General features: G+C 50.2%; 25 protein-coding genes, 1 tRNA gene, 2 rRNA genes and 1 other annotated feature. Of the genes, 14 read left to right on the top strand and 14 right to left on the bottom strand.

The genetic code is table 11. From position 1 onward, the window contains the following. Positions 1 to 28: 28 nt before the first annotated feature. From IB214_RS06170 to rluD, 6 genes are all read right to left on the bottom strand, one after another. Positions 29 to 2,938, bottom strand: a 23S ribosomal RNA gene (locus IB214_RS06170). A 217-nt stretch (positions 2,939 to 3,155) separates the two neighbouring features. Next, positions 3,156 to 3,230: transfer RNA gene (locus tag IB214_RS06165), tRNA-Glu, on the bottom strand. An 88-nt stretch (positions 3,231 to 3,318) separates the two neighbouring features. Beyond that, a 16S ribosomal RNA gene (locus tag IB214_RS06160) occupies positions 3,319 to 4,860 on the bottom strand. Together the 16S and 23S rRNA genes with 1 tRNA gene alongside form the textbook arrangement of a ribosomal RNA operon. A 449-nt stretch (positions 4,861 to 5,309) precedes the next feature. Continuing rightward, positions 5,310 to 7,883, bottom strand: a complete 2,574-nt coding sequence (gene clpB / locus IB214_RS06155) for an ATP-dependent chaperone ClpB (protein ID WP_115257744.1) — start codon at positions 7,881 to 7,883, stop codon at positions 5,310 to 5,312. A gap of 129 nt (positions 7,884 to 8,012) precedes the next feature. Beyond that, positions 8,013 to 8,744, bottom strand: a complete 732-nt coding sequence (yfiH, locus tag IB214_RS06150; RefSeq protein ID WP_117343909.1) for a purine nucleoside phosphorylase YfiH — start codon at positions 8,742 to 8,744, stop codon at positions 8,013 to 8,015. Further along, positions 8,741 to 9,721, bottom strand: a complete 981-nt coding sequence (rluD, locus tag IB214_RS06145) for a 23S rRNA pseudouridine(1911/1915/1917) synthase RluD (protein ID WP_096756108.1) — start codon at positions 9,719 to 9,721, stop codon at positions 8,741 to 8,743. Before rluD ends, yfiH begins: the two co-directional genes overlap by 4 nt. A gap of 131 nt (positions 9,722 to 9,852) precedes the next feature. Here rluD and bamD point away from each other — a divergent pair, with 131 nt between their 5' ends. The 4 genes from bamD to pheA all read left to right on the top strand — a co-directional run bounded on the left by bamD (position 9,853) and on the right by pheA (position 12,610). Further along, positions 9,853 to 10,590 carry an outer membrane protein assembly factor BamD gene (gene bamD / locus IB214_RS06140; RefSeq protein WP_096756107.1) on the top strand — a complete coding sequence of 246 codons (738 nt, stop codon included), beginning with the start codon at positions 9,853 to 9,855 and terminating at the stop codon, positions 10,588 to 10,590. Positions 10,591 to 10,859: 269 nt separating this feature from the next. Further along, complete coding sequence (raiA, locus tag IB214_RS06135) at positions 10,860 to 11,198, top strand: ribosome-associated translation inhibitor RaiA (protein WP_096756105.1); 339 nt, start codon at positions 10,860 to 10,862, stop codon at positions 11,196 to 11,198. 103 nt (positions 11,199 to 11,301) lie between these two features. Then, positions 11,302 to 11,427 (top strand) — a sequence feature (Phe leader region). After that, positions 11,303 to 11,350, top strand: coding sequence for a pheA operon leader peptide PheL (gene pheL, locus IB214_RS06130; protein WP_101706155.1), 48 nt, complete (start codon positions 11,303 to 11,305; stop codon positions 11,348 to 11,350). It overlaps the preceding feature by 48 nt. A 22-nt stretch (positions 11,428 to 11,449) precedes the next feature. Beyond that, complete coding sequence (gene pheA / locus IB214_RS06125; RefSeq protein ID WP_117343908.1) at positions 11,450 to 12,610, top strand: bifunctional chorismate mutase/prephenate dehydratase; 1,161 nt, start codon at positions 11,450 to 11,452, stop codon at positions 12,608 to 12,610. A gap of 47 nt (positions 12,611 to 12,657) precedes the next feature. Here pheA and tyrA read toward each other — a convergent pair whose 3' ends face one another. Both tyrA and aroF read right to left on the bottom strand, forming a co-directional pair. Next, positions 12,658 to 13,779 carry a bifunctional chorismate mutase/prephenate dehydrogenase gene (tyrA, locus tag IB214_RS06120; RefSeq protein WP_115257741.1) on the bottom strand — a complete coding sequence of 374 codons (1,122 nt, stop codon included), beginning with the start codon at positions 13,777 to 13,779 and terminating at the stop codon, positions 12,658 to 12,660. Positions 13,780 to 13,789: 10 nt separating this feature from the next. Then, complete coding sequence (gene aroF / locus IB214_RS06115; protein ID WP_096756102.1) at positions 13,790 to 14,860, bottom strand: 3-deoxy-7-phosphoheptulonate synthase AroF; 1,071 nt, start codon at positions 14,858 to 14,860, stop codon at positions 13,790 to 13,792. Between the two features lie 215 nt (positions 14,861 to 15,075). Here aroF and IB214_RS06110 point away from each other — a divergent pair, with 215 nt between their 5' ends. The 4 genes from IB214_RS06110 (at position 15,076) to IB214_RS06095 (ending at position 17,841) form a co-directional block, all read left to right on the top strand. Then, on the top strand, positions 15,076 to 15,450 hold the full coding sequence (locus IB214_RS06110; protein ID WP_117343907.1) for a DUF2799 domain-containing protein: 375 nt from the start codon (positions 15,076 to 15,078) through the stop codon (positions 15,448 to 15,450). Between the two features lie 158 nt (positions 15,451 to 15,608). Continuing rightward, entirely contained in the window at positions 15,609 to 16,127 is a 519-nt protein-coding gene (locus tag IB214_RS06105) for a YfiR family protein (protein WP_096756100.1), read from the top strand. Beyond that, on the top strand, positions 16,120 to 17,346 hold the full coding sequence (dgcN, locus tag IB214_RS06100; protein WP_115257739.1) for a diguanylate cyclase DgcN: 1,227 nt from the start codon (positions 16,120 to 16,122) through the stop codon (positions 17,344 to 17,346). The genes IB214_RS06105 and dgcN overlap by 8 nt, the downstream gene beginning before the upstream one ends. A gap of 12 nt (positions 17,347 to 17,358) precedes the next feature. After that, the gene (locus IB214_RS06095; protein WP_096756098.1) at positions 17,359 to 17,841 is read left to right on the top strand and encodes an OmpA family protein; all 483 of its coding nucleotides are present in this window, start codon (positions 17,359 to 17,361) and stop codon (positions 17,839 to 17,841) included. Between the two features lie 4 nt (positions 17,842 to 17,845). Here the strand turns inward: IB214_RS06095 and IB214_RS06090 are convergent, their stop codons facing one another. The 6 genes from IB214_RS06090 to IB214_RS06065 form a co-directional block, all read right to left on the bottom strand. Further along, complete coding sequence (locus tag IB214_RS06090) at positions 17,846 to 19,207, bottom strand: PepSY-associated TM helix domain-containing protein (protein WP_117343906.1); 1,362 nt, start codon at positions 19,205 to 19,207, stop codon at positions 17,846 to 17,848. A gap of 63 nt (positions 19,208 to 19,270) precedes the next feature. Beyond that, a complete protein-coding gene (locus IB214_RS06085) occupies positions 19,271 to 19,675 on the bottom strand; it encodes a DUF2946 domain-containing protein (protein WP_228758122.1) in 405 nt (134 codons plus the stop codon). A gap of 257 nt (positions 19,676 to 19,932) precedes the next feature. Next, entirely contained in the window at positions 19,933 to 20,961 is a 1,029-nt protein-coding gene (locus tag IB214_RS06080; protein WP_188249416.1) for a site-specific integrase, read from the bottom strand. Between the two features lie 3 nt (positions 20,962 to 20,964). Next, entirely contained in the window at positions 20,965 to 21,117 is a 153-nt protein-coding gene (locus IB214_RS06075) for a hypothetical protein (protein WP_223240413.1), read from the bottom strand. 49 nt (positions 21,118 to 21,166) lie between these two features. Continuing rightward, positions 21,167 to 21,598: a hypothetical protein gene (locus tag IB214_RS06070; RefSeq protein ID WP_188249417.1), complete on the bottom strand. Its 432-nt coding sequence runs from the start codon at positions 21,596 to 21,598 to the stop codon at positions 21,167 to 21,169. A gap of 10 nt (positions 21,599 to 21,608) precedes the next feature. Next, positions 21,609 to 22,460, bottom strand: a complete 852-nt coding sequence (locus IB214_RS06065) for a phage repressor protein CI (protein WP_188249418.1) — start codon at positions 22,458 to 22,460, stop codon at positions 21,609 to 21,611. 121 nt (positions 22,461 to 22,581) lie between these two features. Here IB214_RS06065 and IB214_RS06060 point away from each other — a divergent pair, with 121 nt between their 5' ends. The 6 genes from IB214_RS06060 (at position 22,582) to IB214_RS06035 (ending at position 24,437) form a co-directional block, all read left to right on the top strand. Then, positions 22,582 to 22,806: a hypothetical protein gene (locus IB214_RS06060; protein WP_188249419.1), complete on the top strand. Its 225-nt coding sequence runs from the start codon at positions 22,582 to 22,584 to the stop codon at positions 22,804 to 22,806. 35 nt (positions 22,807 to 22,841) lie between these two features. Next, entirely contained in the window at positions 22,842 to 23,351 is a 510-nt protein-coding gene (locus IB214_RS06055) for a phage regulatory CII family protein (protein WP_188249420.1), read from the top strand. Between the two features lie 7 nt (positions 23,352 to 23,358). Continuing rightward, positions 23,359 to 23,577 carry a phage filamentation protein Fil family protein gene (locus IB214_RS06050; RefSeq protein WP_117343900.1) on the top strand — a complete coding sequence of 73 codons (219 nt, stop codon included), beginning with the start codon at positions 23,359 to 23,361 and terminating at the stop codon, positions 23,575 to 23,577. Next, a complete protein-coding gene (locus IB214_RS06045) occupies positions 23,567 to 23,767 on the top strand; it encodes a hypothetical protein (RefSeq protein WP_117343899.1) in 201 nt (66 codons plus the stop codon). The genes IB214_RS06050 and IB214_RS06045 overlap by 11 nt, the downstream gene beginning before the upstream one ends. Positions 23,768 to 23,859: 92 nt before the next feature. After that, positions 23,860 to 24,288 (top strand): tellurite resistance TerB family protein, encoded by a 429-nt coding sequence (locus IB214_RS06040; protein WP_188249421.1) that lies wholly within the window; start codon positions 23,860 to 23,862, stop codon positions 24,286 to 24,288. Continuing rightward, complete coding sequence (locus tag IB214_RS06035) at positions 24,288 to 24,437, top strand: DUF3927 family protein (protein WP_188249422.1); 150 nt, start codon at positions 24,288 to 24,290, stop codon at positions 24,435 to 24,437. The genes IB214_RS06040 and IB214_RS06035 overlap by 1 nt, the downstream gene beginning before the upstream one ends. Positions 24,438 to 24,449: the final 12 nt, after the last annotated feature.

Genomic DNA, 24,449 nt, shown 5'->3' with positions numbered 1-24,449 from the left:
TCTTTCGCCAAAACATCTTTGGCGTTGTAAGGTTAAGCCTCACGGTTCATTAGTATCGGTTAGCTCAATGTATCGCTACACTTACACACCCGACCTATCAACGTCGTAGTCTTCAACGTTCCTTCAGGACTCTCAAGGAGTCAGGGAGAACTCATCTCGGGGCAAGTTTCGTGCTTAGATGCTTTCAGCACTTATCTCTTCCGCATTTAGCTACCGGGCAATGCCATTGGCATGACAACCCGAACACCAGTGATGCGTCCACTCCGGTCCTCTCGTACTAGGAGCAGCCCCCCTCAATTCTCCAGCGCCCACGGCAGATAGGGACCGAACTGTCTCACGACGTTCTAAACCCAGCTCGCGTACCACTTTAAATGGCGAACAGCCATACCCTTGGGACCTACTTCAGCCCCAGGATGTGATGAGCCGACATCGAGGTGCCAAACACCGCCGTCGATATGAACTCTTGGGCGGTATCAGCCTGTTATCCCCGGAGTACCTTTTATCCGTTGAGCGATGGCCCTTCCATTCAGAACCACCGGATCACTAAGACCTGCTTTCGCACCTGCTCGAGCCGTCACTCTCGCAGTCAAGCTAGCTTATGCCTTTGCACTAACCTCCTGATGTCCGACCAGGATTAGCTAACCTTCGTGCTCCTCCGTTACTCTTTAGGAGGAGACCGCCCCAGTCAAACTACCCACCAGACACTGTCCGCAACCCGGATCACGGGTCTACGTTAGAACACCAGCCATTAAAGGGTGGTATTTCAAGGTTGGCTCCATGCAGACTGGCGTCCACACTTCAAAGCCTCCCACCTATCCTACACATCAAGGACCAGTGTTCAGTGTCAAGCTATAGTAAAGGTTCACGGGGTCTTTCCGTCTTGCCGCGGGTACACTGCATCTTCACAGCGAGTTCAATTTCACTGAGTCTCGGGTGGAGACAGCCTGGCCATCATTACGCCATTCGTGCAGGTCGGAACTTACCCGACAAGGAATTTCGCTACCTTAGGACCGTTATAGTTACGGCCGCCGTTTACCGGGGCTTCGATCAAGAGCTTCTCCTTACGGATAACCCCATCAATTAACCTTCCGGCACCGGGCAGGCGTCACACCGTATACGTCCACTTTCGTGTTTGCACAGTGCTGTGTTTTTAATAAACAGTTGCAGCCAGCTGGTATCTTCGACTGATTTCAGCTCCACGAGCAAGTCGCTTCACCTACCATCAGCGTGCCTTCTCCCGAAGTTACGGCACCATTTTGCCTAGTTCCTTCACCCGAGTTCTCTCAAGCGCCTTGGTATTCTCTACCTGACCACCTGTGTCGGTTTGGGGTACGATTTCGTGTTACCTGATGCTTAGAGGCTTTTCCTGGAAGCAGGGCATTTGTTACTTCAGCACCGTAGTGCCTCGTCATCACACCTCAGCGTTATACAGAAGTCCGGATTTACCTAAACTTCCCGCCTACATGCTTAAACCGGGACAACCGTCGCCCGGCTAACATAGCCTTCTCCGTCCCCCCTTCGCAGTAACACCAAGTACAGGAATATTAACCTGTTTCCCATCGACTACGCCTTTCGGCCTCGCCTTAGGGGTCGACTCACCCTGCCCCGATTAACGTTGGACAGGAACCCTTGGTCTTCCGGCGTGCGGGTTTTTCACCCGCATTATCGTTACTTATGTCAGCATTCGCACTTCTGATACCTCCAGCACCCCTCACAGGACACCTTCAACGGCTTACAGAACGCTCCCCTACCCAACAACACATAGTGTCGCTGCCGCAGCTTCGGTGCACAGTTTAGCCCCGTTACATCTTCCGCGCAGGCCGACTCGACCAGTGAGCTATTACGCTTTCTTTAAATGATGGCTGCTTCTAAGCCAACATCCTGGCTGTCTGTGCCTTCCCACATCGTTTCCCACTTAACTGTGACTTTGGGACCTTAGCTGGCGGTCTGGGTTGTTTCCCTCTTCACGACGGACGTTAGCACCCGCCGTGTGTCTCCCGTGATAACATTCTTCGGTATTCGTAGTTTGCATCGGGTTGGTAAGTCGGGATGACCCCCTAGCCGAAACAGTGCTCTACCCCCGAAGATGAGTTCACGAGGCGCTACCTAAATAGCTTTCGGGGAGAACCAGCTATCTCCCGGTTTGATTGGCCTTTCACCCCCAGCCACAAGTCATCCGCTAATTTTTCAACATTAGTCGGTTCGGTCCTCCAGTTAGTGTTACCCAACCTTCAACCTGCCCATGGCTAGATCACCGGGTTTCGGGTCTATACCCTGCAACTTAACGCCCAGTTAAGACTCGGTTTCCCTTCGGCTCCCCTATACGGTTAACCTTGCTACAGAATATAAGTCGCTGACCCATTATACAAAAGGTACGCAGTCACCCTGATAAATCAAGGCTCCCACTGCTTGTACGTACACGGTTTCAGGTTCTTTTTCACTCCCCTCGCCGGGGTTCTTTTCGCCTTTCCCTCACGGTACTGGTTCACTATCGGTCAGTCAGGAGTATTTAGCCTTGGAGGATGGTCCCCCCATATTCAGACAGGATACCACGTGTCCCGCCCTACTCTTCGAGTTCACAACACATGCGATTTTGTGTACGGGACTATCACCCTGTACCGTCGGACTTTCCAGACCGTTCCACTACCACACATGCTGATTCAGACTCTGGGCTGCTCCCCGTTCGCTCGCCGCTACTGGGGGAATCTCGGTTGATTTCTTTTCCTCGGGGTACTTAGATGTTTCAGTTCCCCCGGTTCGCTTCATTACGCTATGTATTCACGTAATGATAGTGTGTCGAAACACACTGGGTTTCCCCATTCGGAAATCGCCGGCTATAACGGTTCATATCACCTTACCGACGCTTATCGCAGATTAGCACGTCCTTCATCGCCTCTGACTGCCAGGGCATCCACCGTGTACGCTTAGTCGCTTAACCTCACAACCCGAAGATGTTTCGTAAAACACATCGTGTTGCGAAAATTTGAGAGACTCGAACACACCGCTTATCTGTTCTTATTACGGAGAACAGACACAGTGTGTCGTTTCAATTTTCAGCTTGATCCAGATTTTTAAAGAGCAAATATCTCAAACGTAACTCACTGAGTTAGTTTTGAGATATCGATGGGTTGTGCCTTTCACTCACGACCAGCAAGTGGCGTCCCCTAGGGGATTCGAACCCCTGTTGCCGCCGTGAAAGGGCGGAGTCCTAACCGCTAGACGAAGGGGACACGGAGTGTCACGACTTCGCAGCCGTCTTGCTTCTTTACTTTTCATCAGACAATCTGTGTGGACACTACAAAGAACGTTTCTTTAAGGTAAGGAGGTGATCCAACCGCAGGTTCCCCTACGGTTACCTTGTTACGACTTCACCCCAGTCATGAATCACAAAGTGGTAAGCGCCCTCCCGAAGGTTAAGCTACCTACTTCTTTTGCAACCCACTCCCATGGTGTGACGGGCGGTGTGTACAAGGCCCGGGAACGTATTCACCGTAGCATTCTGATCTACGATTACTAGCGATTCCGACTTCATGGAGTCGAGTTGCAGACTCCAATCCGGACTACGACATACTTTATGAGGTCCGCTTGCTCTCGCGAGGTCGCTTCTCTTTGTATATGCCATTGTAGCACGTGTGTAGCCCTACTCGTAAGGGCCATGATGACTTGACGTCATCCCCACCTTCCTCCAGTTTATCACTGGCAGTCTCCTTTGAGTTCCCGGCCGAACCGCTGGCAACAAAGGATAAGGGTTGCGCTCGTTGCGGGACTTAACCCAACATTTCACAACACGAGCTGACGACAGCCATGCAGCACCTGTCTCAGAGTTCCCGAAGGCACCAAAGCATCTCTGCTAAGTTCTCTGGATGTCAAGAGTAGGTAAGGTTCTTCGCGTTGCATCGAATTAAACCACATGCTCCACCGCTTGTGCGGGCCCCCGTCAATTCATTTGAGTTTTAACCTTGCGGCCGTACTCCCCAGGCGGTCGACTTAACGCGTTAGCTCCGGAAGCCACTCCTCAAGGGAACAACCTCCAAGTCGACATCGTTTACGGCGTGGACTACCAGGGTATCTAATCCTGTTTGCTCCCCACGCTTTCGCACCTGAGCGTCAGTCTTTGTCCAGGGGGCCGCCTTCGCCACCGGTATTCCTCCAGATCTCTACGCATTTCACCGCTACACCTGGAATTCTACCCCCCTCTACAAGACTCTAGCCTGCCAGTTTCGGATGCAGTTCCCAGGTTGAGCCCGGGGATTTCACATCCGACTTGACAGACCGCCTGCGTGCGCTTTACGCCCAGTAATTCCGATTAACGCTTGCACCCTCCGTATTACCGCGGCTGCTGGCACGGAGTTAGCCGGTGCTTCTTCTGCGAGTAACGTCAATGAATGCGGTTATTAACCACATCCCCTTCCTCCTCGCTGAAAGTACTTTACAACCCGAAGGCCTTCTTCATACACGCGGCATGGCTGCATCAGGCTTGCGCCCATTGTGCAATATTCCCCACTGCTGCCTCCCGTAGGAGTCTGGACCGTGTCTCAGTTCCAGTGTGGCTGGTCATCCTCTCAGACCAGCTAGGGATCGTCGCCTAGGTGAGCCGTTACCCCACCTACTAGCTAATCCCATCTGGGCACATCCGATGGCAAGAGGCCCGAAGGTCCCCCTCTTTGGTCTTGCGACATTATGCGGTATTAGCTACCGTTTCCAGTAGTTATCCCCCTCCATCGGGCAGTTTCCCAGACATTACTCACCCGTCCGCCACTCGTCACCCAAGGAGCAAGCTCCTCTGTGCTACCGTTCGACTTGCATGTGTTAGGCCTGCCGCCAGCGTTCAATCTGAGCCATGATCAAACTCTTCAATTTAAGTTTGATGCTCGTGAATTAAACTTCGTAATGAATTACGTATGTTCACTCAGAGACTTGGTATTCATTTTTCGTCTTGCGACGTTAAGAATCCGTATCTTCGAGTGCCCACACAGATTGTCTGATAAATTGTTAAAGAGCAGTGCCGCTTCGCTTTTTCTCAGCGGCGCGGGGTGTGCATATTACGCCATCCCGCTACGAAGTCAAGCTTTTATTTTGCCTTTCCCCGCAGGGTTCTCAATGGAACCCCGCTGACCCGGCGGCTTGTAATCCGTTGTTCCGTGTCAGTGGAGGCGCATTATAGGGAGTTATTTCAGGCTGACAAGAGGAAAATACAAAAAACTTATCAACCGATTACTTTTCCATCAAAACTAGTAATCGAAAGTTATTTTCGCCTGGTTTTTAAACAAAAACGAGCCCCGCAGGGCCCGTTTTTAGTATTTTGTGACTTACTGCACTGCCACAATGCGTTCGTCATTCACTTCCAGACGAATCGTTTTGCCAGGAACCAGCTCACCCGACAGGATTTGCTGGGCCAGCGGGTTTTCGATCTGTTGCTGGATAGCACGTTTCAATGGACGCGCCCCGTAGACAGGATCGTACCCATTCGCGCTCAGCAGTTTAAGCGCCTCGTCAGAGATGTGGATTTCATAGCCACGATCTTCCAGACGTTTGTACAGACGCTGCAGCTGGATCTGGGCAATAGACGCAATGTGTTGTTCACCCAACGGATGGAAGACAACAACTTCATCTATACGGTTAATGAATTCCGGACGGAAGTTTTGGCTGACCACGCCCAGCACCATGTCTTTCATGTGTCCGTAGTCCAGGTCGCCAAAACGTTCCTGAATGAGATCGGACCCCAAGTTAGAAGTCATGATGACCACCGTATTACGGAAGTCGACCGTTCTCCCCTGCCCGTCAGTCAGTCGACCGTCATCCAGCACCTGCAACAGAATGTTGAACACATCCGGATGCGCCTTTTCCACTTCATCCAGCAGGATAACGGAATAAGGGCGACGACGCACCGCTTCTGTCAAGTAGCCGCCCTCTTCATAGCCAACGTATCCCGGGGGCGCACCGACCAGACGAGAGACAGAGTGTTTCTCCATAAACTCAGACATATCGATACGAACCATCGCGTCGTCGCTGTCGAACATAAAGTTAGCCAGCGCTTTACACAGTTCGGTTTTACCGACACCGGTTGGCCCAAGGAACAAGAACGAACCGATCGGACGATTCGGATCGGACAGCCCTGCACGGCTACGGCGAATCGCGTTGGATACCGCTTCCACCGCTTCGTTCTGACCAATGACGCGGTTATGCAGATCCTGCTCCATACGCAGCAGTTTTTCACGCTCGCCTTCCAGCATGCGGGCAACAGGGATCCCCGTCCAACGTGCCAGTACTTCGGCGATTTCCGCATCCGTCACTTTATTACGCAACAGGCGCATGGTTTTGCCTTCAGACTGAGTGGCTGCTTCCAGCTGTTTTTCCAGCTCAGGAATTTTGCCGTACTGCAGCTCAGACATCCGCGCCAGGTCACCCACCCGACGAGCCTGTTCGATAGCGATTTTCGCCTGCTCCAGTTCAGCCTTAATCGTCTGCGTACCGGAGAGTGACGCTTTTTCCGCTTTCCACTCTTCTTCGAGCTCAGAATACTGACGCTCTTTGTCATCCAGCTCTTCATTAAGCATATCGAGGCGCTTTTTACTCGCCTCGTCAGACTCTTTCATTAACGCCTGCTGTTCCAGTTTGAGCTGGATGATTCGGCGATCGAGTCGGTCCAGTTCTTCCGGCTTGGAGTCAATCTGCATACGAATGCTGGACGCCGCTTCATCGATAAGATCGATGGCTTTGTCCGGTAACTGACGGTCAGCAATGTAACGATGAGATAGCGTCGCTGCCGCGACAATTGCCGGGTCAGTGATCTGCACGTGGTGGTGCAGCTCATAGCGTTCTTTCAACCCACGCAAAATGGCGATGGTGTCTTCCACGCTCGGCTCGGCAACAAACACTTTCTGGAAACGACGTTCCAGTGCCGCATCTTTTTCGATGTACTGGCGGTACTCATCAAGTGTTGTAGCCCCTACACAGTGCAGTTCGCCACGAGCCAGTGCCGGTTTCAACATGTTCCCGGCATCCATGGCACCATCGGCTTTACCTGCGCCAACCATAGTATGCAGCTCATCGATAAACAGAATGACATTGCCTTCCTGTTTCGACAGATCGTTCAGCACACCTTTTAAACGTTCTTCAAATTCACCGCGATATTTCGCCCCGGCCACCAGCGCGCCCATATCCAGCGCCAGTACACGGCGGCCTTTTAAACCCTCCGGCACTTCGCCATTAATGATGCGCTGCGCAAGCCCTTCAACAATGGCCGTTTTACCGACACCAGGCTCACCAATTAATACCGGATTGTTTTTAGTACGGCGTTGCAGCACCTGAATGGTGCGACGAATTTCTTCATCACGACCGATAACCGGATCGAGCTTACCCTGCTCGGCACGTTCGGTCAGGTCGACGGTGTATTTTTTCAAGGCCTGACGTTGGTCTTCAGCCCCCTGGTCGTTCACGCTTTCACCTCCACGCATCTGTTCAATTGCCTGAGTGATATTAGCGGTCGTCGCCCCCGCTGATTTTAATAAATCGGTCAGCGTACCGCGTGACTCAAGCGCCGCCAGAACGAACAGTTCCGACGAAATAAAATTGTCCCCACGTTTTTGCGCCAGCTTGTCGCAAAGATTCAGTACACGCACCAGCTCCTGAGAAGGCTGCACATCACCGCCGGTGCCTTCTACCTGCGGCAAGCGGCTCAATGCCTGATCAATGGCTGTGCGTAACTGGCCGGCGTTAATGCCAGCAGACGTTAACAAAGGACGGACCGATCCCCCTTCCTGATTAAGCAGGGCGCTCATTAGATGAAGTGGTTCGATAAACTGGTTGTCGTGCCCCAGTGCGAGTGACTGGGCATCGGCGAGTGCAAGCTGGAATTTATTAGTAAGACGATCCAGACGCATAACTCCTCCCATAACAGGTCAAAATTGCTACTGGAGATTAAATGAGGTCATCCCTCAATTATTCAAGGTGAATGACCTGAATTATGTGAAAAGAAAATTACGCGTACCGGATCGTCTTGATTCTTTAGGTTATATCAGCCAAATAAAACTTGCCATACGACCGGTGGTTTTGTCGCGACGATAAGAGAAGAAAGTCTCACTTTCGCTGAACGTACAGCGGTCACCGCCGTAGAGGTTCTCAACCCCAACATGTGCCAGACGCTGGCGAGCAAGCTGATAAATATCTGCCAGGTACTTTTCACCACGTGGCACAAATGCGCTGTCTGCTTGTGGATCTTTGACCATAAACGCGTCACGCACTTCAGGCCCCACTTCAAATGCACGGGGACCAATTGCCGGGCCTAACCAGGCAATAATGTTTTCGGGTTTATCAGCAAAACACGCAACGGTCTCTTCAAGCACGCCTGCACATAACCCGCGCCAGCCCGCATGAGCCGCCGCGACTTCCGTGCCAGCACGATTACAAAATAACACGGGCAAACAGTCCGCCGTCATCACTGCACACACGGTGCCCGGCGTATTGCTGTAGGACGCATCCGCACGCTTAGAAGAATAAGGCTCGCCGGTAAGTTTCAGAACATCTTTACCGTGCACCTGTTCGAGCCAGACCGGTTTTGAAGGCAGATTGCCCGCAGCAAAGAGTCGTTTGCGGTTCTCTTCAACATGTTCCAGGTTATCGCCGCAATGGGCCCCCAGATTCAGCGAATCGTACGGCGGCAAACTGACGCCACCAATACGGGTAGAACTACAGGCCGCGACGCCTTGCGGCAGCGGCCACTGCGGGACAATTAGCTTACTCATAGCCAGGCCACATCATCCTTATGCTCTTCGAAATCGGCACGCATCACGGCAATCAGATCAACCATATCTTGCGGAATTGGCGCATGCCATTCCATTTCGATACCTGTGATTGGGTGATACAAGCGCAGCATGGTGGCATGCAGCGCCTGGCGGTCGAACTTACGCAGCGTAGAAATAAATTCATCCGACGCGCCTTTCGGTGGACGTGGACGGCCGCCGTAGACCTGGTCGCCCACCAGCGGATGGGTAATATGCGCCATGTGCACACGGATCTGGTGCGTACGTCCGGTTTCCAGACGCAGCCTAAGGCGCGTGTGTACACGGAAGTGCTCCATAATGCGGTAATGCGTCACCGCAGGTTTCCCCATGGGATGCACGGACATATGCGTACGTTTGGTGGGATGACGGCTGATAGGCTCTTCTACAGTGCCACCGGCTGTCATATGACCAATCGCTACGGCTTCGTACTCACGCGTAATTTCACGCAGCTGTAGCGACTCGACCAAACGCGTTTGCGCCGGAACCGTTTTTGCTACCACCATTAATCCGGTGGTGTCTTTATCCAGACGGTGCACGATACCTGCACGAGGAACATCCGCAATCGGCGGGTAATAATGCAGTAACGCATTCAATACCGTGCCATCAGGATTACCGGCGCCCGGATGTACCACGAAATCACGTGGTTTGTTGATGACCAGAATATCGTCATCTTCATAGACGATATCTAGCGGGATATCTTGCGCTTCAAAACGAATTTCTTCGTCAATTTCAGCATTGATGGAGACACGTTCTCCACCCAAAACTTTTTCTTTCGGTTTATCGCAAAGATTCCCGTTTACCAGCACGCGCTGATCGAGGATCCATTCTTTTATGCGAGAACGCGAATAATCAGGGAACAATTCGGCCAAAGCCTGATCTAAGCGTTGACCGAGCTGATTATCGGAGACTGTTGCGGTGAGTTCTACTCGTTGTGCCATAAACTGCTTCTTCGTTTAACGTTGGGTTTTACGGCTTTGCCGTTTAATATAGTGTGCTATTGTAGCTGGTCTTAACCGGGAGCAGGAACAGAGAATCTCCCGTAAAACATTTTGAGGAAAGTCAAAACGTCATGACGCGCATGAAATACCTGGTGGCAGCAGCCACGTTGAGCCTGTTTTTGGCGGGTTGCTCTGGTTCAAAGGAAGAGGTGCCCGATAACCCACCAAATGAAATCTACGCGACTGCTCAGCAAAAGCTGCAGGACGGTAACTGGAAACAGGCAATAACGCAATTGGAAGCGTTGGATAATCGCTATCCATTTGGACCTTATTCTCAGCAGGTGCAATTAGATCTCATCTACGCCTACTACAAAAATGCCGATCTGCCGCTCGCTCAGGCCGCCATCGATCGTTTTATCCGTCTGAACCCGACACACCCTAACATTGATTATGTCATGTATATGCGTGGCCTGACCAATATGGCGTTGGATGATAGCGCACTGCAAGGATTCTTTGGTGTTGATCGCAGCGATCGCGATCCACAGCACGCCCGAGCTGCGTTTAATGACTTTTCCAAACTGGTACGTGGCTACCCGAATAGCCAGTACACAACGGACGCCACCAAGCGCCTGGTATTCCTGAAAGATCGCCTGGCGAAATATGAGTACTCCGTTGCTGAGTACTACACCGCACGCGGCGCGTGGGTTGCTGTGGTGAACCGCGTAGAAGGTATGCTGCGTGACTTCCCGGATACCCAGGCAACACGTGATGCTTTACCGCTGATGGAAAACGCCTATCGCCAGATGCAGATGACTGCACAGGCCGAAAAAGTGGCGAAAATTATTGCCGCCAACAGCAGTAATACCTGATTCCTCGCTGAATGCAAAACGGCAGCCCTCGGGCTGCCGTTTTTTTATCCGTTTACGCCGTAACTGAAGCGGTTTAGCTGCAACGCATCCTATCAAATATGGCCTGCTTTCAGGTATTCCTCAAGTAAAAGATCGCCTGTTCCTGCGGTGCCTCACAAAAAGGTTTTCTTGACAAAAAGCGACAAAATAATGTGATTTAGATCACACATTTTGACATTAGGAAAGGTATGCTGGAATCACCAAGACGGGAAAGACAAGAGGTAAAATTTATGACAATGAACATTACCAGTAAACAAATGGAAATTACTCCGGCAATTCGCCAGCATGTCGCAGACCGTCTCGCCAAACTTGAAAAATGGCAAACTCATCTGATTAATCCACATATCATTCTGTCCAAGGAGCCACAGGGTTTCACTGCTGACGCCACCATCAATACACCGAACGGACATTTGGTTGCCAGCGCTAAGCACGAAGATATGTACACCGCTATTAACGATTTGATCAACAAGCTGGAACGGCAGCTCAATAAAGTGCAGCACAAAGGCGAAGCCCGTCGTGCAACAACTTCAGTAAAAGACGCCAACTTCGTCGAAGCAGAAGAAGAGTAGTCCCTTACATTGAGTGTATCGCCAACGCGCCTTCGGGCGCGTTTTTTGTTGACAGGGTGAAAACAGTACAGGTACTTTAACTGACGTAGCCAAAGGAAATTGACATGAAACTTATTCCGTTCTTCTTCGCATTCTTTTTTACCTTCCCCTGAATGGGAGGCGTTTCGTCGTGTGATAAATAATGCGAAGACGAACAATAAGGCCTCCCACAACGGGGGGCCTTTTTTATTGATAATAAAAAAGGCAACACTATGACATCGGAAAACCCATTACTGGCGCTGCGCGATAAGATAAGCTCGCTGGATGAAAAATTACTGGCCCTGCTGGCTGAGCGTCGTGGTCTGGCCGTCGAAGTCGGTAAAGCAAAATTGCTTTCTCATCGTCCGGTGCGCGATATTGACCGCGAGCGCGATCTGCTGGACCGACTGATCCAGTTGGGTAAAGTGCATCACCTCGATGCCCACTACATCACACGCCTGTTCCAGCTCATTATTGAAGATTCCGTTCTCACCCAGCAGGCGCTCCTGCAGCAGCATCTGAATAAAATCAATCCGCACTCCGCCCGCGTCGCGTTTCTGGGGCCAAAAGGCTCGTATTCGCACCTCGCTGCGCGTCAGTATGCCGCTCGCCATTTTGAGCAATTTATTGAAAGCGGTTGCGCCAAGTTTGCCGATATCTTTAATCAGGTCGAAACCGGACAGGCGGACTACGCGGTCGTGCCGATTGAGAACACCAGCTCTGGCGCGATCAACGATGTTTACGACTTGCTGCAGCACACCAGCCTCTCCATCGTCGGCGAGATGACCATTATTATCGACCACTGCGTGCTGGTTTCCGGTACTACGGACCTGAATAGCATCGAAACCGTGTATAGCCATCCGCAACCGTTCCAGCAATGCAGCAAATTCCTCAATCGTTATCCGCACTGGAAGATCGAATATACCGAAAGCACCTCTGCGGCAATGGAAAAAGTCGCCCAGGCGAACTCACCGCGCGTGGCAGCGTTGGGCAGCGAAGCCGGTGGCGTGCTGCACGGTCTGCAGGTACTTGAACATATTGAAGCGAATCAGACGCAAAACATTACCCGTTTTGTTGTGCTTGCACGCAAGGCTATTAATGTTTCCGACCAGGTTCCGGCGAAAACCACGTTGTTGATAGCGACAGGGCAACAGGCGGGTGCGCTGGTTGAAGCGCTGCTGGTGCTACGCAACCATAATCTGATTATGACCAAGCTGGAATCGCGCCCGATTCACGGTAATCCGTGGGAAGAGATGTTTTATCTCGATATCCAGGCCAACCTGGAATCGCCGGAAATGCAAAAAGCATTGAAGGAGTTGGGTGAAATTACGCGTTCGATGAAGGTACTGGGATGTTACCCAAGTGAGAACGTGGTGCCAGTCGATCCGAGCTAACGTATGACAATACCGGATGGCGTAGGCATCGCCATCCGGTATCGACGCTACTGGCGGCTATCGTTGGCCTGACGCAGTAGCGTACGGCTTTCGCTCTGGAAGCGTTTGGCATAATCGCCAAACCAGTGCTCAACCTTACGGAAGCTGTCGATAAACGCCTGCTTATCGCCCTGCTCCAGTAAACCAATCGCTTCACCAAAACGCTGATAATACCGTTTGATCAACGCGAGATTACTTTCTGACGACATAATAATGTCGGCATACAGCTGCGGATCCTGGGCAAACAGGCGTCCGACCATGGCCAGCTCAAGACGGTATATCGGCGAAGAGAGCGCCAGTAACTGTTCAAGTTGGACATTCTCTTCTGCTAAGTGCAACCCGTAAGCAAAAGTCGCGAAGTGACGTAATGCCTGGATAAACGCCATGTTCTGATCGTGCTCGACGGCACTGATCCGATGCAGCCGCGCCCCCCAGACCTGAATCTGTTCCAGGAACCATTGATAGGCTTCCGGCTGGCGTCCATCGCACCAGACAACCACCTGCTTTGCCAAACTGCCGCTATCCGGACCAAACATCGGATGCAATCCAACTACCGGGCCATCGTGCGCCGCCAGCATCGCCTGTAATGGGCCGTTTTTCACCGAGGCCAGATCGACCAGGATACAGTCAGCAGGCAAGCGCGGTAATTTCGCGATCACCTGCTCGGTAACGTGAATCGGCACGCTAACGATCACCATTCCGGCATCCGCCACGATCTCCTCGGCACGATCCCAGTCCTGCTGTTCAAGAATACGCACCTGATAACCTGACAGCGTAAGCATCTTCTCGAATAGCCGTCCCATCTGACCGCCACCGCCGACAATCACCACCGGGCGTAACGTTGGACAGAGCGTTTTAAATCCTTTGTCATTCTCGCTAGAGTACGACTCACGCATTACCCGACGTAATACATCTTCAATCAGATCAGGCGGTACGCCGAGCGCTTCCGCCTCTGCACGGCGAGAAGCCAGCATAGACGCCTCCCGCTCAGGCACGTAAATCGGTAACCCAAAGCGGCTTTTTACTTCACCAACCTCGGCAACCAGTTCAAGACGGCGCGCCAGCAAATCCAGCAACGCCTTATCCACTTCATCAATTTGATCGCGTAATGCGGTCAATTCAGCCACCATAACCCACCTCTTAAGCCAGGCGCGTCGCCAGCTGGCCGTTCAAGTCTTTATTAATTTCACGCAACAACGCATCTGTCATTTCCCAGCTAATGCAGGCATCTGTTACGGACACGCCGTATTTCATTGCACTGCGCGGCTGCTCGGAAGACTGGTTGCCTTCGTGAATATTGCTTTCAATCATCAGGCCGATGATTGAACGGTTGCCATCTTTAATTTGTGCAACCACTGACTCTGCCACGGCAGGCTGGCGACGATAATCTTTGTTGGAGTTACCATGACTGCAATCTACCATCAGTGACGGTCGCAGTCCCGCCTGCTCCATTTCTTTTTCGCACTGAGCGACATCTGCCGGACTGTAATTCGGTGCTTTACCGCCGCGCAGGATCACATGACCGTCCGGATTACCCTGCGTTTGCAGCAGTGCCACCTGTCCTGCTTGGTTAATACCCACAAAGCGGTGAGACTGAGCTGCTGCGCGCATAGCGTTAATCGCTGTCGCCAGGCTGCCGTCAGTGCCATTTTTAAAACCAACCGGCATCGACAGACCCGACGCCATTTCACGGTGAGTCTGCGATTCAGTCGTACGCGCACCGATAGCGGACCAGCTAAATAGATCGCCCAGGTACTGCGGGCTGTTGGGATCCAATGCTTCTGTCGCCAGCGGCAGCCCCATATTCACCAGTTCAAGCAACAGCTGACGCGCAATTTTCAGACCTGCTTCAACATCAAAAGAGCCGTCCATATGAGGATCGTTAATTAACCCTTTCCAGCCGACGGTGGTACGGGGTTTTTCAAAATAGACACGCATCACCAGATAGAGGCTATCGCTGACCTCTGCGGCAAGGGTTTTAAATCGACGGGCATATTCCAGCGCCATTTCAGGATCATGAATAGAGCAAGGACCACACACTACCAGCAAACGCGGATCGCGACCGGCGATGATGTCAGAAATGGTTTTGCGCGACTGCGCAATTTGCGCCTCTTGCGCCAGACTCAACGGGAATTGCATTTTAAGTTGTTCCGGAGTCATCAGAACCTGTTCATCAGTAATGTGTACGTTGTTCAGCGCGTCTTTTTGCATGGTGGTGATCCTGTTTAGCTCGTTTGCGATAGTTGTTCCTCAGCGAGGAGGTAATTACGATAACACAACGGGTAAAGATTTCAATCCAAGTTGCGTAAATTTTTATTTACAGCCAGTATAAACAGGCCTAACAGGCGCGGAATGTCGTAAATTTAAATTTACACACGCCATTTAAGAGATCCGCTATGCTTTAAAAAAACCAGGGAGTATCAGCAATGAAGCGACTTATCAACACGGTACTGGTGTTACTGCTAAGCGGATGTCAGATAGATCCCTATACCCATGCCCCCACCTGGACCGGCACCGACTGGTACGATGCCGGGATCCAGGATGCTATTTCAGGGTATGTCATTAAAGATAATGAAACTCTTGCCGACAACTACAATGACCCCGAAATCGATCGTAAGGAATATCTTAAGGGTTACGCTGAAGGACAACGTAAAACCTGCCAGCAGGATTTTGTTTACGCCAGGGGACTGGCCGGGAAAACCTTCCCTCCAAGCTGTGATACCGTTGAAAATGTCGACCAATTACACAGTGCCTGGCAAAAAGGTTCAAATGAAGGCGCAGCCTCTATAAGATTAAATTAAACAAGAAGTTATATCCGATAAATCAATAAGATTTAACTTAAATCGATAATGTTATTCATCCAGATATAATGACGCTCTGATAAAATAATGTTACTTTGTTGCGAACAATCGTGAGTGTATTTCGACGTATTACGGCTAACGCTGGTAGGTACCTTTTCATGAGCTTTTCTTATCGACTCATACTTCTACTGGCACTGCTATTGTCCGGATTACCGCTGTATGCCCAAAACGCTACGGAAGAGGCGAAATCCGTACGCGCCATGGTTTCCGGCATCGTCAGCTATACGCGCTGGCCAGCGCTTTCCGGTCCGCCCAAACTGTGTATCTTCTCTTCATCACGTTTTACCAGTGTGCTGCAGGATACCCATGCCGGAGCGTTACCCTATCTTCCCGTCATCGTTCATACGCAACAAGACAGTGTCGTAGCTCAGTGTGACGGTTTTTATTTTGGCACTGAATCCCCGACATTTCAGGTGGAATTAAAGAGTCAATTTCCAACTAAGGCATTGTTATTAATTGCCGAACAGAATACCGAATGCGTTATTGGTAGCGCTTTTTGCCTCATCATAAATAATGAAGAAGTGAGGTTTTCGGTAAATATGGATTCCCTGTCACGTAGTGGTGTAAGGGTCAGTCCAGACGTATTGATGCTTGCACGGAATAATAAGGATGGATAAGGGTATTTCTCCCATAACACGCCCAACGTTCAAACGGACACTACGGCGTATCAGCATCGTCAGCGTTTTGGTCACTATGACGCTGATCTGGCTGCTGCTGAGCATTTCTTCCGTGCTAGCACTCAAACAATATGCGCAAAAAAACCTCGATCTGACCGCCGCAACCATGACCCGATCGCTTGAAGCCTCGCTGGTGTTTTCTGATAGCGTTGCAGCAAACGAAACGTTGGCTGCGCTAGGGCAACAGGGGCAATTCTCCGTTGCCGAAGTACGCAATAAAAATCAAAAGGTGATCGCCACCTGGCGCTATGACGCCCAGGATACAACAGAAAAGATTAGCGGTCTGATCAGTCACTGGCTATTCCCACAGCCGGTGACAAAGCCTATTTTGCACAATGGCAACGTCATTGGGGAAGTGCGCCTGACAGCCCGCGACAGCGTCATTAGCCATTTCATCTATCTGTCACTGGCTGTGCTTACCGGATGCATTTTACTGGCCTCCGGTATTGCATTAATGCTCACCCGCTATTTGCACAATGGCGTTGTTGAAGCGCTGCAAAATATTACCGAGGTGGTGCACGACGTTCGCACCAACCGCAACTTCTCACGCCGCGTGTCTGAAGAACGCATTGAAGAGTTTCATCTGTTTGCCCAGGACTTTAATAGTCTGCTGGATGAGATGGAAGAGTGGCAACTGCGCCTGCAAGCCAAAAATGCTCAGTTGTTGCGCACCGCGCTGCACGATCCCCTGACCGGACTTGCTAATCGCGCCGCATTTCGTAGCAGCATTAACGCGTTGATGAACGACGAATCCGCTCACAGCAGCTCGGCGTTGTTATTCCTTGATGGCGATAATTTTAAATTTATTAATGATACCTGGGGGCATGCAGCAGGAGACCGGGTATTGATTGAAGTTGCTAAAAGGCTGGCCGAGTTTGGTGGCAATCACCATCAACCGTACCGGCTCGGAGGTGATGAGTTTGCGATGGTGCTATACAGCGTGCATTCGGAGAATGAAGTTCAGCGTATCTGCGCGGCACTATCGCAAGAGTTTAACCGTCCATTTGACCTTCACAATGGTCATCTGGCAAGCATGACGCTAAGCATTGGGTTTGCGCTGACGTGGGAACATGCCTCTGCCGAGAAATTACAAGAGCTCGCCGATCACAATATGTATCAGGCTAAACATTTGCGTTCTGAACGCATTATTAAAAAATAAGGAATTACACACATGCTGAAACGTCTATTATCGCCATTTATTCTTATCATACTGATTCTGGCTGGCTGTCAGGCCCCTCAGGGTAAATTCACCCCTGAGCAAGTTGCAGCCATGAAATCATACGGCTTTACCGAAGCATCTGGCGACTGGTCGCTGGGTCTGTCTGATACCATTTTGTTTGATAAAAATGACTATAAGCTGCGTCCTGAAAGTGAAAAACAGATCCAAGAAATGGCAGCTAAACTGGCGGCTACCGGCCTGAATCATGCGCGTCTGGATGGTCACACCGATAACTACGGCGAAGACAGCTATAACGAAGCACTGTCGCTTAAGCGAGCTAACGTCGTGGCAGATGCCTGGGCTCAGGGTGCCAACATCCCACGCACCAATCTGACAACTCAGGGATTAGGCAAAAAATACCCGATTGCCAGTAACCAGAGCTCAAAAGGCCGTGCCGAAAACCGCCGCGTTGCGGTCGTCATCAGCACGCCTTAATGTCTTACTCGGCTGACTGCGCCAACAGATTTTGCGACATTTTGTACCAGCGCAGCCAGTCAATCATCATAAACAGCAGTAGGCTTACGCCCGCTACCGGCATCGCCATCCCCAGCACGCCAGCCACTACCAGCACCGCACATCGCCCCTTCCCGTTGAGCATCAGCCAACACTGCACCAGCGTTTGTGCCGGACTCACCGCCGGTCCGGCGGGTCGGCGTATCCACCATAGCCGATAGCCCAGCACGATCATCAGGCACAGGCCTACACCAAAGACGATCAGCAGCCCCTGATTGAGTACGCCAAACAGAATCCCCATATGGAAATCAACGCCCCAACGCGTCAATTTCGCCATCAGTGGGAAATCGACAAAGCGCGTCTGGTCAATAATCCGCATCGTGGTTGTATCAACAGACACCGCATCCACCTGGGTTGGCCAGCGGCGGTCAATCTCGGTGACAGTCCAACCATGCTGCGCATCTTTCGCCGGGCGGATCTCCAGCTTCCTGGCATCAATCCCCGCCGCCTGCGCCGTGCGTAATACCGCATCAAAAAGCCCGCCGTCAACCACGCTTGCCGATGGCATTACCATGCCAGCGTGATGTCCGGCATGCTCATCATGAATTTGCTGGACGCCATCGAGCTGTGTATTTACCTGCGGCGTCAGCCAGCCAAAGGCTGCCCGCATGCTATCCACATTGCCCCCTGCCCATTGCGACCAGGTTAAACCGGTTGCGGAAAAAAGTAACATCCCGCCTAGCAGAATCCAGCCCAACGTAACGTGCAGACGACGATTTTTTTGCAGTCGATTATTCAGACGACGCCTGGGTCGAGTGAAAAACCAAAGCACAATACCGCCCAGAGCCGCTACCCACATCCACGACGCCGCCAGTTCGCTATAAAGCCGCCCAATATCCCCCAACAGCAAGGAACGGTGCGCATAGTCGATCCACTGACGCAGAGGTAAGATCCCGCTGGTGCCATAGACGGTCATATCGCCTGTTACCTTAAGCGCCACCGGGTCGATAAAAATCGCCCGATGTTCAGACGGGGCCAGTACAGGGTCTGCAAACATGACCCTGGTCGTCTTTCCTGGCTCAAGCGCAGGCCGTACTGCATACACCGGCAAATGATTGCCGACGACCTGCTGCGCGAGCGCAATTTGAGCAGCCAGCGATTGTGGTTCTCCTTGCTCGGTTCCCTGTAGCGCCTCAGAGTAAAGCGCCTCTTCCAGTTGCGGTGTGGCAACGTAGAGCGTACCGGTCAGTGCCGCGACAAAAATAAAGGGACCCACGAACAGGCCGATAGAGAAATGAAGGCGTCGCAGCAGGGTTACCCATGCCGCACGCGGGGTGCAGGTGGTCATACTTTTCCTTAGAAAAAGCCAAAGAGCGTCATCACGCTAACGCGTACAGACGTATTTTTAGGATCAGGAAAAAGCAGACCGGTACGGTGGTGCACGGGTATTGGGATACAGCCAGGGGAAGTAGAACCAGAACGTCAGCGTAGGATGTAGTGGCGTTTTTTTCTGTAACCGCAGCACGCCGCGCAACAGAATAACCAGAGTCAGTATCAGCCCGGGGACGTGCGCCAGCAGCACACAGTAGCCGCATGCTTCGCCGTGATCGACGGGCATCGTCATCGAGGCGCCGTCACCATGTTGTTCAGCATGTTCCACCATCATGCCCATATCATGATGCATACCCGGCATCGCATTCATAGGATCGTGTTGCAAAGAAACAGAGATAAGCGGCGCGATGACGATCAGCAGGATCGCAAACAACGCGAGCCATGCCGCGCAGCGCTGATGACCAAACCGAAAAATTGCACCAATAACCACTGCCCCTCCAATAACGACAGGGCATTGTAAATGATTTATGAATTAATAGTTAATGATGTGAGTTTTATGGCGATAAAAAAAGGGGCCAGCCTTATTGGCCAGCCCCTTCTGACAGGATGTCGCCTGAGCGATATCTTAGTTAAGACGCTTTTATTAAACCGTATTGATAAACATACATTTATTATAATAAACAATTAGTTAATCACATCATTAGTGCTATCAGGGGCTGCGATAAACATGCTGCATGGGCATTATGTGGACACATAGTTAGCCAGCGGATTCAGAGTCACAGCTTCTTCAAGATGGTCTGGCGCGAAGTGCGCATAACGCATTGTTTCACGAATGTTAGCGTGCCCGAGGATACGTTGTAAGACGAGGATGTTTCCACCGTTCATCATAAAATGGCTGGCAAAGGTATGCCTCAAGACGTGCGTTTTCTGTCCTTCTGCAAGTTCAATGCTCGTTAAGGCCAGCATTTTTTTGAACTCTTGATAGCAGGGGTGAAATAGCTTTCCTTGCAATGGTGATAGTTCGTCGTACAACCATTGAGGGATCGGTACCGTGCGGTTCTTCTTACCTTTAGTTTTAGTAAAGGTGAGTTTGTTTGGGGATAACTGTGAACGTGTAAGCCGTTCTGCTTCACTCCACCGCGCGCCGGTTGCCAAGCAAACTTTAACGATTCGCGTCAGATGATTTTTACCGTAAGAGTTGCAAGCATCGAGCAGTTCGTGGATCTGCGGCTCAGTCAGCCAGGACATCTCTTTTTCTGCTTCTTTAAAAACTCTAACACTTTCTAATGGATTAGGAAGTTTCCACTCTCCGAGTCGCTTCAGTTCGTTGAAGACGGCGTCAAGATATTGCTGCTCTCTATTTACCGTTATCGGTTTGGCGATCCATTTTTCTGGGTTTGCATGATACCCGTTATCCACTTCACCTTTCAGCCGCCGATCCCTGTAATGCGCAAAATCCTTTGCGGTTAGTTGAGACGCAATAGGGTCACCAAGTCCACGACAGACAATATGCAATTTAGCCAAACGAGACTTACTTGCCGTAAGCGACTGCCCATGCAAGTCATGCCATAGCTTAATCAGTTCACTCAAACGCCTGCGGTCTTCCTTCTCACCCAACCATGGCTTGTTCTGCGCTTCATCTCTGTAATGCTGCTCATATGCTAAAGCTTCGCCCTTAGTGTCGAATTTCTTACGGATACGACGGCTTTCAGCTCCATCAACGCGGAAATCACAAAGCCATTCACTAGAAGCTGTTTTTCTGATGGCCATCTTTTAAGAGCACTTTTTTTTAGAACGGCTAATGCTACCATCATTGCAGACAAATTTACCTTCAGCGGTACAATGTGACACTCCGCCTTTCGATTTAGAACATGGGTAATTTTTTGCAAACACTGTAGATGAGGAAAGCGATACTAGTATTAACATCAAAAAAGGAATATATATTTTCATTATTACAGCCCTTCAATCAGCAAGTTTAAATTTCGCTCATGGTTTTTATTATGGATTTTTTAAAATCATCGTCATTCATCTTTCCATATTTATCACATGACTTAGCATCAATATTGTACTGAAAGCCTCGTGTTTGCGATTTATTTAATACAATGATTTTATTTAAAGTACTTTGGGGCCATTTCGCCTTAGGATCTCCAGTGAAACGAGACATGCATATACTTGAAGCAACAGTGTTAGCCATCAAATCGCTAACTTTTTCATCTTTGAATACGAAGGTTAAAACCTGTTTATCTAGTGTTACTTTCTCTCCTCTAAAGCCCTTGACCCATTCAATTATTACACTGGGGACATCTCCATGAACAAGCAATTTCTGCTCATTATTGGCTCCGAATGAAAGTGTTGAGTACAATGAAAAAACAAACAAATAAAACATCTTCAAGAATATGCGAAACATATAACAATCCTTAATAATTTCTCTCAATAGTAAATACTACCTGCCCATAGCATTCCACATCAGATGTGTTACAGACAAAACTATTATCTCGTTGATTTAGCCTTACTTGTATTTTGTTTGCAGGCATTCGTGTAACTTCATAAACGTCATAAACTCCATCGACGCTTAACAACCATCTCCCATTGGCAATAGTCTTGTTACCTCTATCAACGATCCAGGCATGTGATTGACTTTTTACATAGCAAGCATCCTTAGCACTATCAGGTATGAAACTTGGGTCAACTCTCCAGAGGCCATCATCGAATAAATTACCTGATGTAAGTACCATTGATTTAAGCTCTAAAATATTTAGTTGAGTTTCATCATTTTCATATCTATTTCCAGCACCTGTAGCTAACCAACGTAATGAAACATTGGTATCCAGCGCACAGGCAACAACGACGTCGCCTGGGAAGTAATCTCTTCTTACCCAAGTGCTGATAGTTCCGGATGACAGTTCCAAAAGGTCACCAAGTTGTTTCTGCATTGAAAACCCATACGCAGCCATGATGCGTTGAAGCACGGCTTTTCCGCCAGAAGAAAGAATATGCTTGTATAGATCCCTGCCAGACAGAGATGATGAAGGTCTATCTCTTTGGCTCGCATTTGCAAGATTACCAGTTACCAACCATTCAAGGTTTGCTTGAGTTTCAATGGAACACTGAATGATGTAGTTACCTGGTACGCTACCACGAGCGACCCAGTTATTGATTGTTGGAAGCGGAATAGACAATAAGTCAGCCAACTCGGTTCTACTTTTCACCCCGTAAGAAACGATAATCCTTTCAAGAACTTCCTTCACATCATCAAATTCAATCGCCATAAAAACCTCAAATAATCCATTCCGATTGTTTACATGTAATGAAATGGATCATATTATCCAATCGCTGTTTGAAAATGCACGCCAGCGCACTAAATCAACTGTTAACGGGAGATAATCCAACATGACCACTCAAATTGCAATCCCATCAGGCCCCGATGTAATGAGCTACGAAGAGTTCGCTGTCCAGTATGGTTATAGCCTGCGTACCGTTAAGGCTATGGTTTCTGACGGTGATCTGCTTCTCGTCCCCCGCAAAAAACAAGGCGGTGCGGCGCGTATCAACATGGTTGCTTTTCGCGGCCGCCTGCTTCAGCAGGGTCTCAACTGCAAATACATTGCTGCTTAATCAACTTAATTATGTAAGTTAACAGGGGGCAGACAATGTTTGATTATCAAGTTTCCAAACATCCGCACTTTGAAGAAGCGTGCCGCACGTTCGCAGCAAAACACAATATGACGCAGCTTGCCACCCAGCTCGGAATGAATGTGCAGACCTTGCGTAACAAGCTCAATCCGGATCAGCCACATCAACTGACAGCGTTAGAAATCTGTTCACTGACTGACATCACCGAAGACCCAACCATTGTTGACGGCCTGCTGGCACAGCTTCATTGCCTGCCGTGTGTTCCACTGAATGAAGTGGCAAAAGAGAAAGTGCCGCACTACGTCATGAGTGCGACGGCTGATCTGGGGAAAGTCGCCGGTGCAGCCATCAGTGGCGAAACCGGAACGGCAGCAGGTCGGCGCCAGGCAATCGAGAGCATAAACTCGGCAACACGAATGCTGGCACTAACTGCCATTTCACTGCATGCACGTCTCCAGGCGCACCCTGCCATGACAAGTACGGTTGATACCGTAACGGGTCTGGGCGCTTCATTCGGTCTTATCTGAGGTGAGTATGGATAACGCACCATCTTTCGCATCTCTACTGGTTAAAGAAAGCCCGCGTATGCACTACGGCCACGGTTGGATTTGCACTGACGGTAAACGTTGGCACCCGAGCCGCAATCAGTCCGAATTGTTAAATGGGCTGAAATCTAAACAGGCTAGTAAATCAGCTAATTTAATCATTCGTATTGCTCGTTTTATTTTTAAAGGAGTGAAACATGTCGCGTGATGAACTGAGAATTATCCTTGGGGCCGTCATTCCAAATATGGAGGATGGCTTTGAAATAAAAACCCGTGCAGGTGAGATTTTCCGTGTTGATCCTAACTGGGATTGCTGCAAAGAGTTCCGTCAGAGCCTGCAGGACGAAATGATTTCCCAGCTTAAAAGTAAAGCACCCCGCGTTTTCGGTTACAGCTAATTGCCACCGCTAAAAGTTAGCGGGGCCAGCCTAATGCTCTTCAATGGGCATTGTGATGGCAGTTAACTTTGACCACTAATGAGGAATAGATAATGGGATTTTTAGGATTTGGTAAAAAGGCACGTAAGGCTGTTCAGGAAGTGAAGAAGATGGAAAACCGTGACTCTGTCGAGGCCACCGTATGGGGTGCTTACTCTATCGCATATGCAGATGGTTCTTGCGATGCAAAAGAGATCGCCGTGTTGGAAAAAACCATTTCGGCATTACCAGCATTTTCACCGTTCGCGGGTGAAATCGCGCAAATGAGTAGCAATATCCGCGCCCGTTATGAAGCGTCGCCGCGTAGTGCTAATGCTCAGGCAATCCGCGAACTGGCAGACGTAGCTGGCACTAATGATGCTGTAGATGTTCTGTGTCTGTGTATCGACATCGCCGACAGTGACGGCATTGGCGAAGAGGAAGCAGGCGCGCTGAAAAAAATTGCGCAAGCTCTCCAACTGCCACTTGATCAGTATCTGTAATGGAGAAGCTGCGCTGGTTAATTATCGGCATCCTGCTATTCCTGGTCGTCGCAATTGACTTCACAGGGCGCATGATGTCGATGCTAGCAGATGGTGTGTTGGTCGCAGGTGTTGTCGCTGTGGCATTACCGATGTTTAAGAAGTCCTGATACTCATGGCCC

The sequence above is a fragment of the Citrobacter sp. C1 genome, from assembly GCF_014596895.2.
GTDB lineage: Bacteria > Pseudomonadota > Gammaproteobacteria > Enterobacterales > Enterobacteriaceae > Citrobacter > Citrobacter gillenii.
Note: the sequence above shows the minus strand (reverse complement) of the source record. Positions and strands in the feature narration are given on the sequence as shown.

Bases quoted from the DNA above. Each gene is read 5' to 3' on its own strand.
- IB214_RS06110 (WP_117343907.1), top strand. From the start codon at position 15,076: ATGAAGCGACTTATCAACACGGTACTGGTGTTACTGCTAAGCGGATGT.
- pheA (WP_117343908.1), top strand. From the start codon at position 11,450: ATGACATCGGAAAACCCATTACTGGCGCTGCGCGATAAGATAAGCTCG.
- IB214_RS06095 (WP_096756098.1), top strand. From the start codon at position 17,359: ATGCTGAAACGTCTATTATCGCCATTTATTCTTATCATACTGATTCTG.
- aroF (WP_096756102.1), bottom strand. From the start codon at position 14,860: ATGCAAAAAGACGCGCTGAACAACGTACACATTACTGATGAACAGGTT.
- IB214_RS06070 (WP_188249417.1), bottom strand. From the start codon at position 21,598: ATGTTTCGCATATTCTTGAAGATGTTTTATTTGTTTGTTTTTTCATTG.
- IB214_RS06050 (WP_117343900.1), top strand. From the start codon at position 23,359: ATGGATAACGCACCATCTTTCGCATCTCTACTGGTTAAAGAAAGCCCG.
- IB214_RS06065 (WP_188249418.1), bottom strand. From the start codon at position 22,460: ATGGCGATTGAATTTGATGATGTGAAGGAAGTTCTTGAAAGGATTATC.
- raiA (WP_096756105.1), top strand. From the start codon at position 10,860: ATGACAATGAACATTACCAGTAAACAAATGGAAATTACTCCGGCAATT.
- IB214_RS06040 (WP_188249421.1), top strand. From the start codon at position 23,860: ATGGGATTTTTAGGATTTGGTAAAAAGGCACGTAAGGCTGTTCAGGAA.
- IB214_RS06055 (WP_188249420.1), top strand. From the start codon at position 22,842: ATGTTTGATTATCAAGTTTCCAAACATCCGCACTTTGAAGAAGCGTGC.
- yfiH (WP_117343909.1), bottom strand. From the start codon at position 8,744: ATGAGTAAGCTAATTGTCCCGCAGTGGCCGCTGCCGCAAGGCGTCGCG.
- rluD (WP_096756108.1), bottom strand. From the start codon at position 9,721: ATGGCACAACGAGTAGAACTCACCGCAACAGTCTCCGATAATCAGCTC.
- IB214_RS06075 (WP_223240413.1), bottom strand. From the start codon at position 21,117: ATGTTAATACTAGTATCGCTTTCCTCATCTACAGTGTTTGCAAAAAAT.
- tyrA (WP_115257741.1), bottom strand. From the start codon at position 13,779: ATGGTGGCTGAATTGACCGCATTACGCGATCAAATTGATGAAGTGGAT.
- clpB (WP_115257744.1), bottom strand. From the start codon at position 7,883: ATGCGTCTGGATCGTCTTACTAATAAATTCCAGCTTGCACTCGCCGAT.
- IB214_RS06045 (WP_117343899.1), top strand. From the start codon at position 23,567: ATGTCGCGTGATGAACTGAGAATTATCCTTGGGGCCGTCATTCCAAAT.
- IB214_RS06090 (WP_117343906.1), bottom strand. From the start codon at position 19,207: ATGACCACCTGCACCCCGCGTGCGGCATGGGTAACCCTGCTGCGACGC.
- IB214_RS06080 (WP_188249416.1), bottom strand. From the start codon at position 20,961: ATGGCCATCAGAAAAACAGCTTCTAGTGAATGGCTTTGTGATTTCCGC.
- IB214_RS06060 (WP_188249419.1), top strand. From the start codon at position 22,582: ATGACCACTCAAATTGCAATCCCATCAGGCCCCGATGTAATGAGCTAC.
- IB214_RS06035 (WP_188249422.1), top strand. From the start codon at position 24,288: ATGGAGAAGCTGCGCTGGTTAATTATCGGCATCCTGCTATTCCTGGTC.
- bamD (WP_096756107.1), top strand. From the start codon at position 9,853: ATGACGCGCATGAAATACCTGGTGGCAGCAGCCACGTTGAGCCTGTTT.
- dgcN (WP_115257739.1), top strand. From the start codon at position 16,120: ATGGATAAGGGTATTTCTCCCATAACACGCCCAACGTTCAAACGGACA.
- IB214_RS06105 (WP_096756100.1), top strand. From the start codon at position 15,609: ATGAGCTTTTCTTATCGACTCATACTTCTACTGGCACTGCTATTGTCC.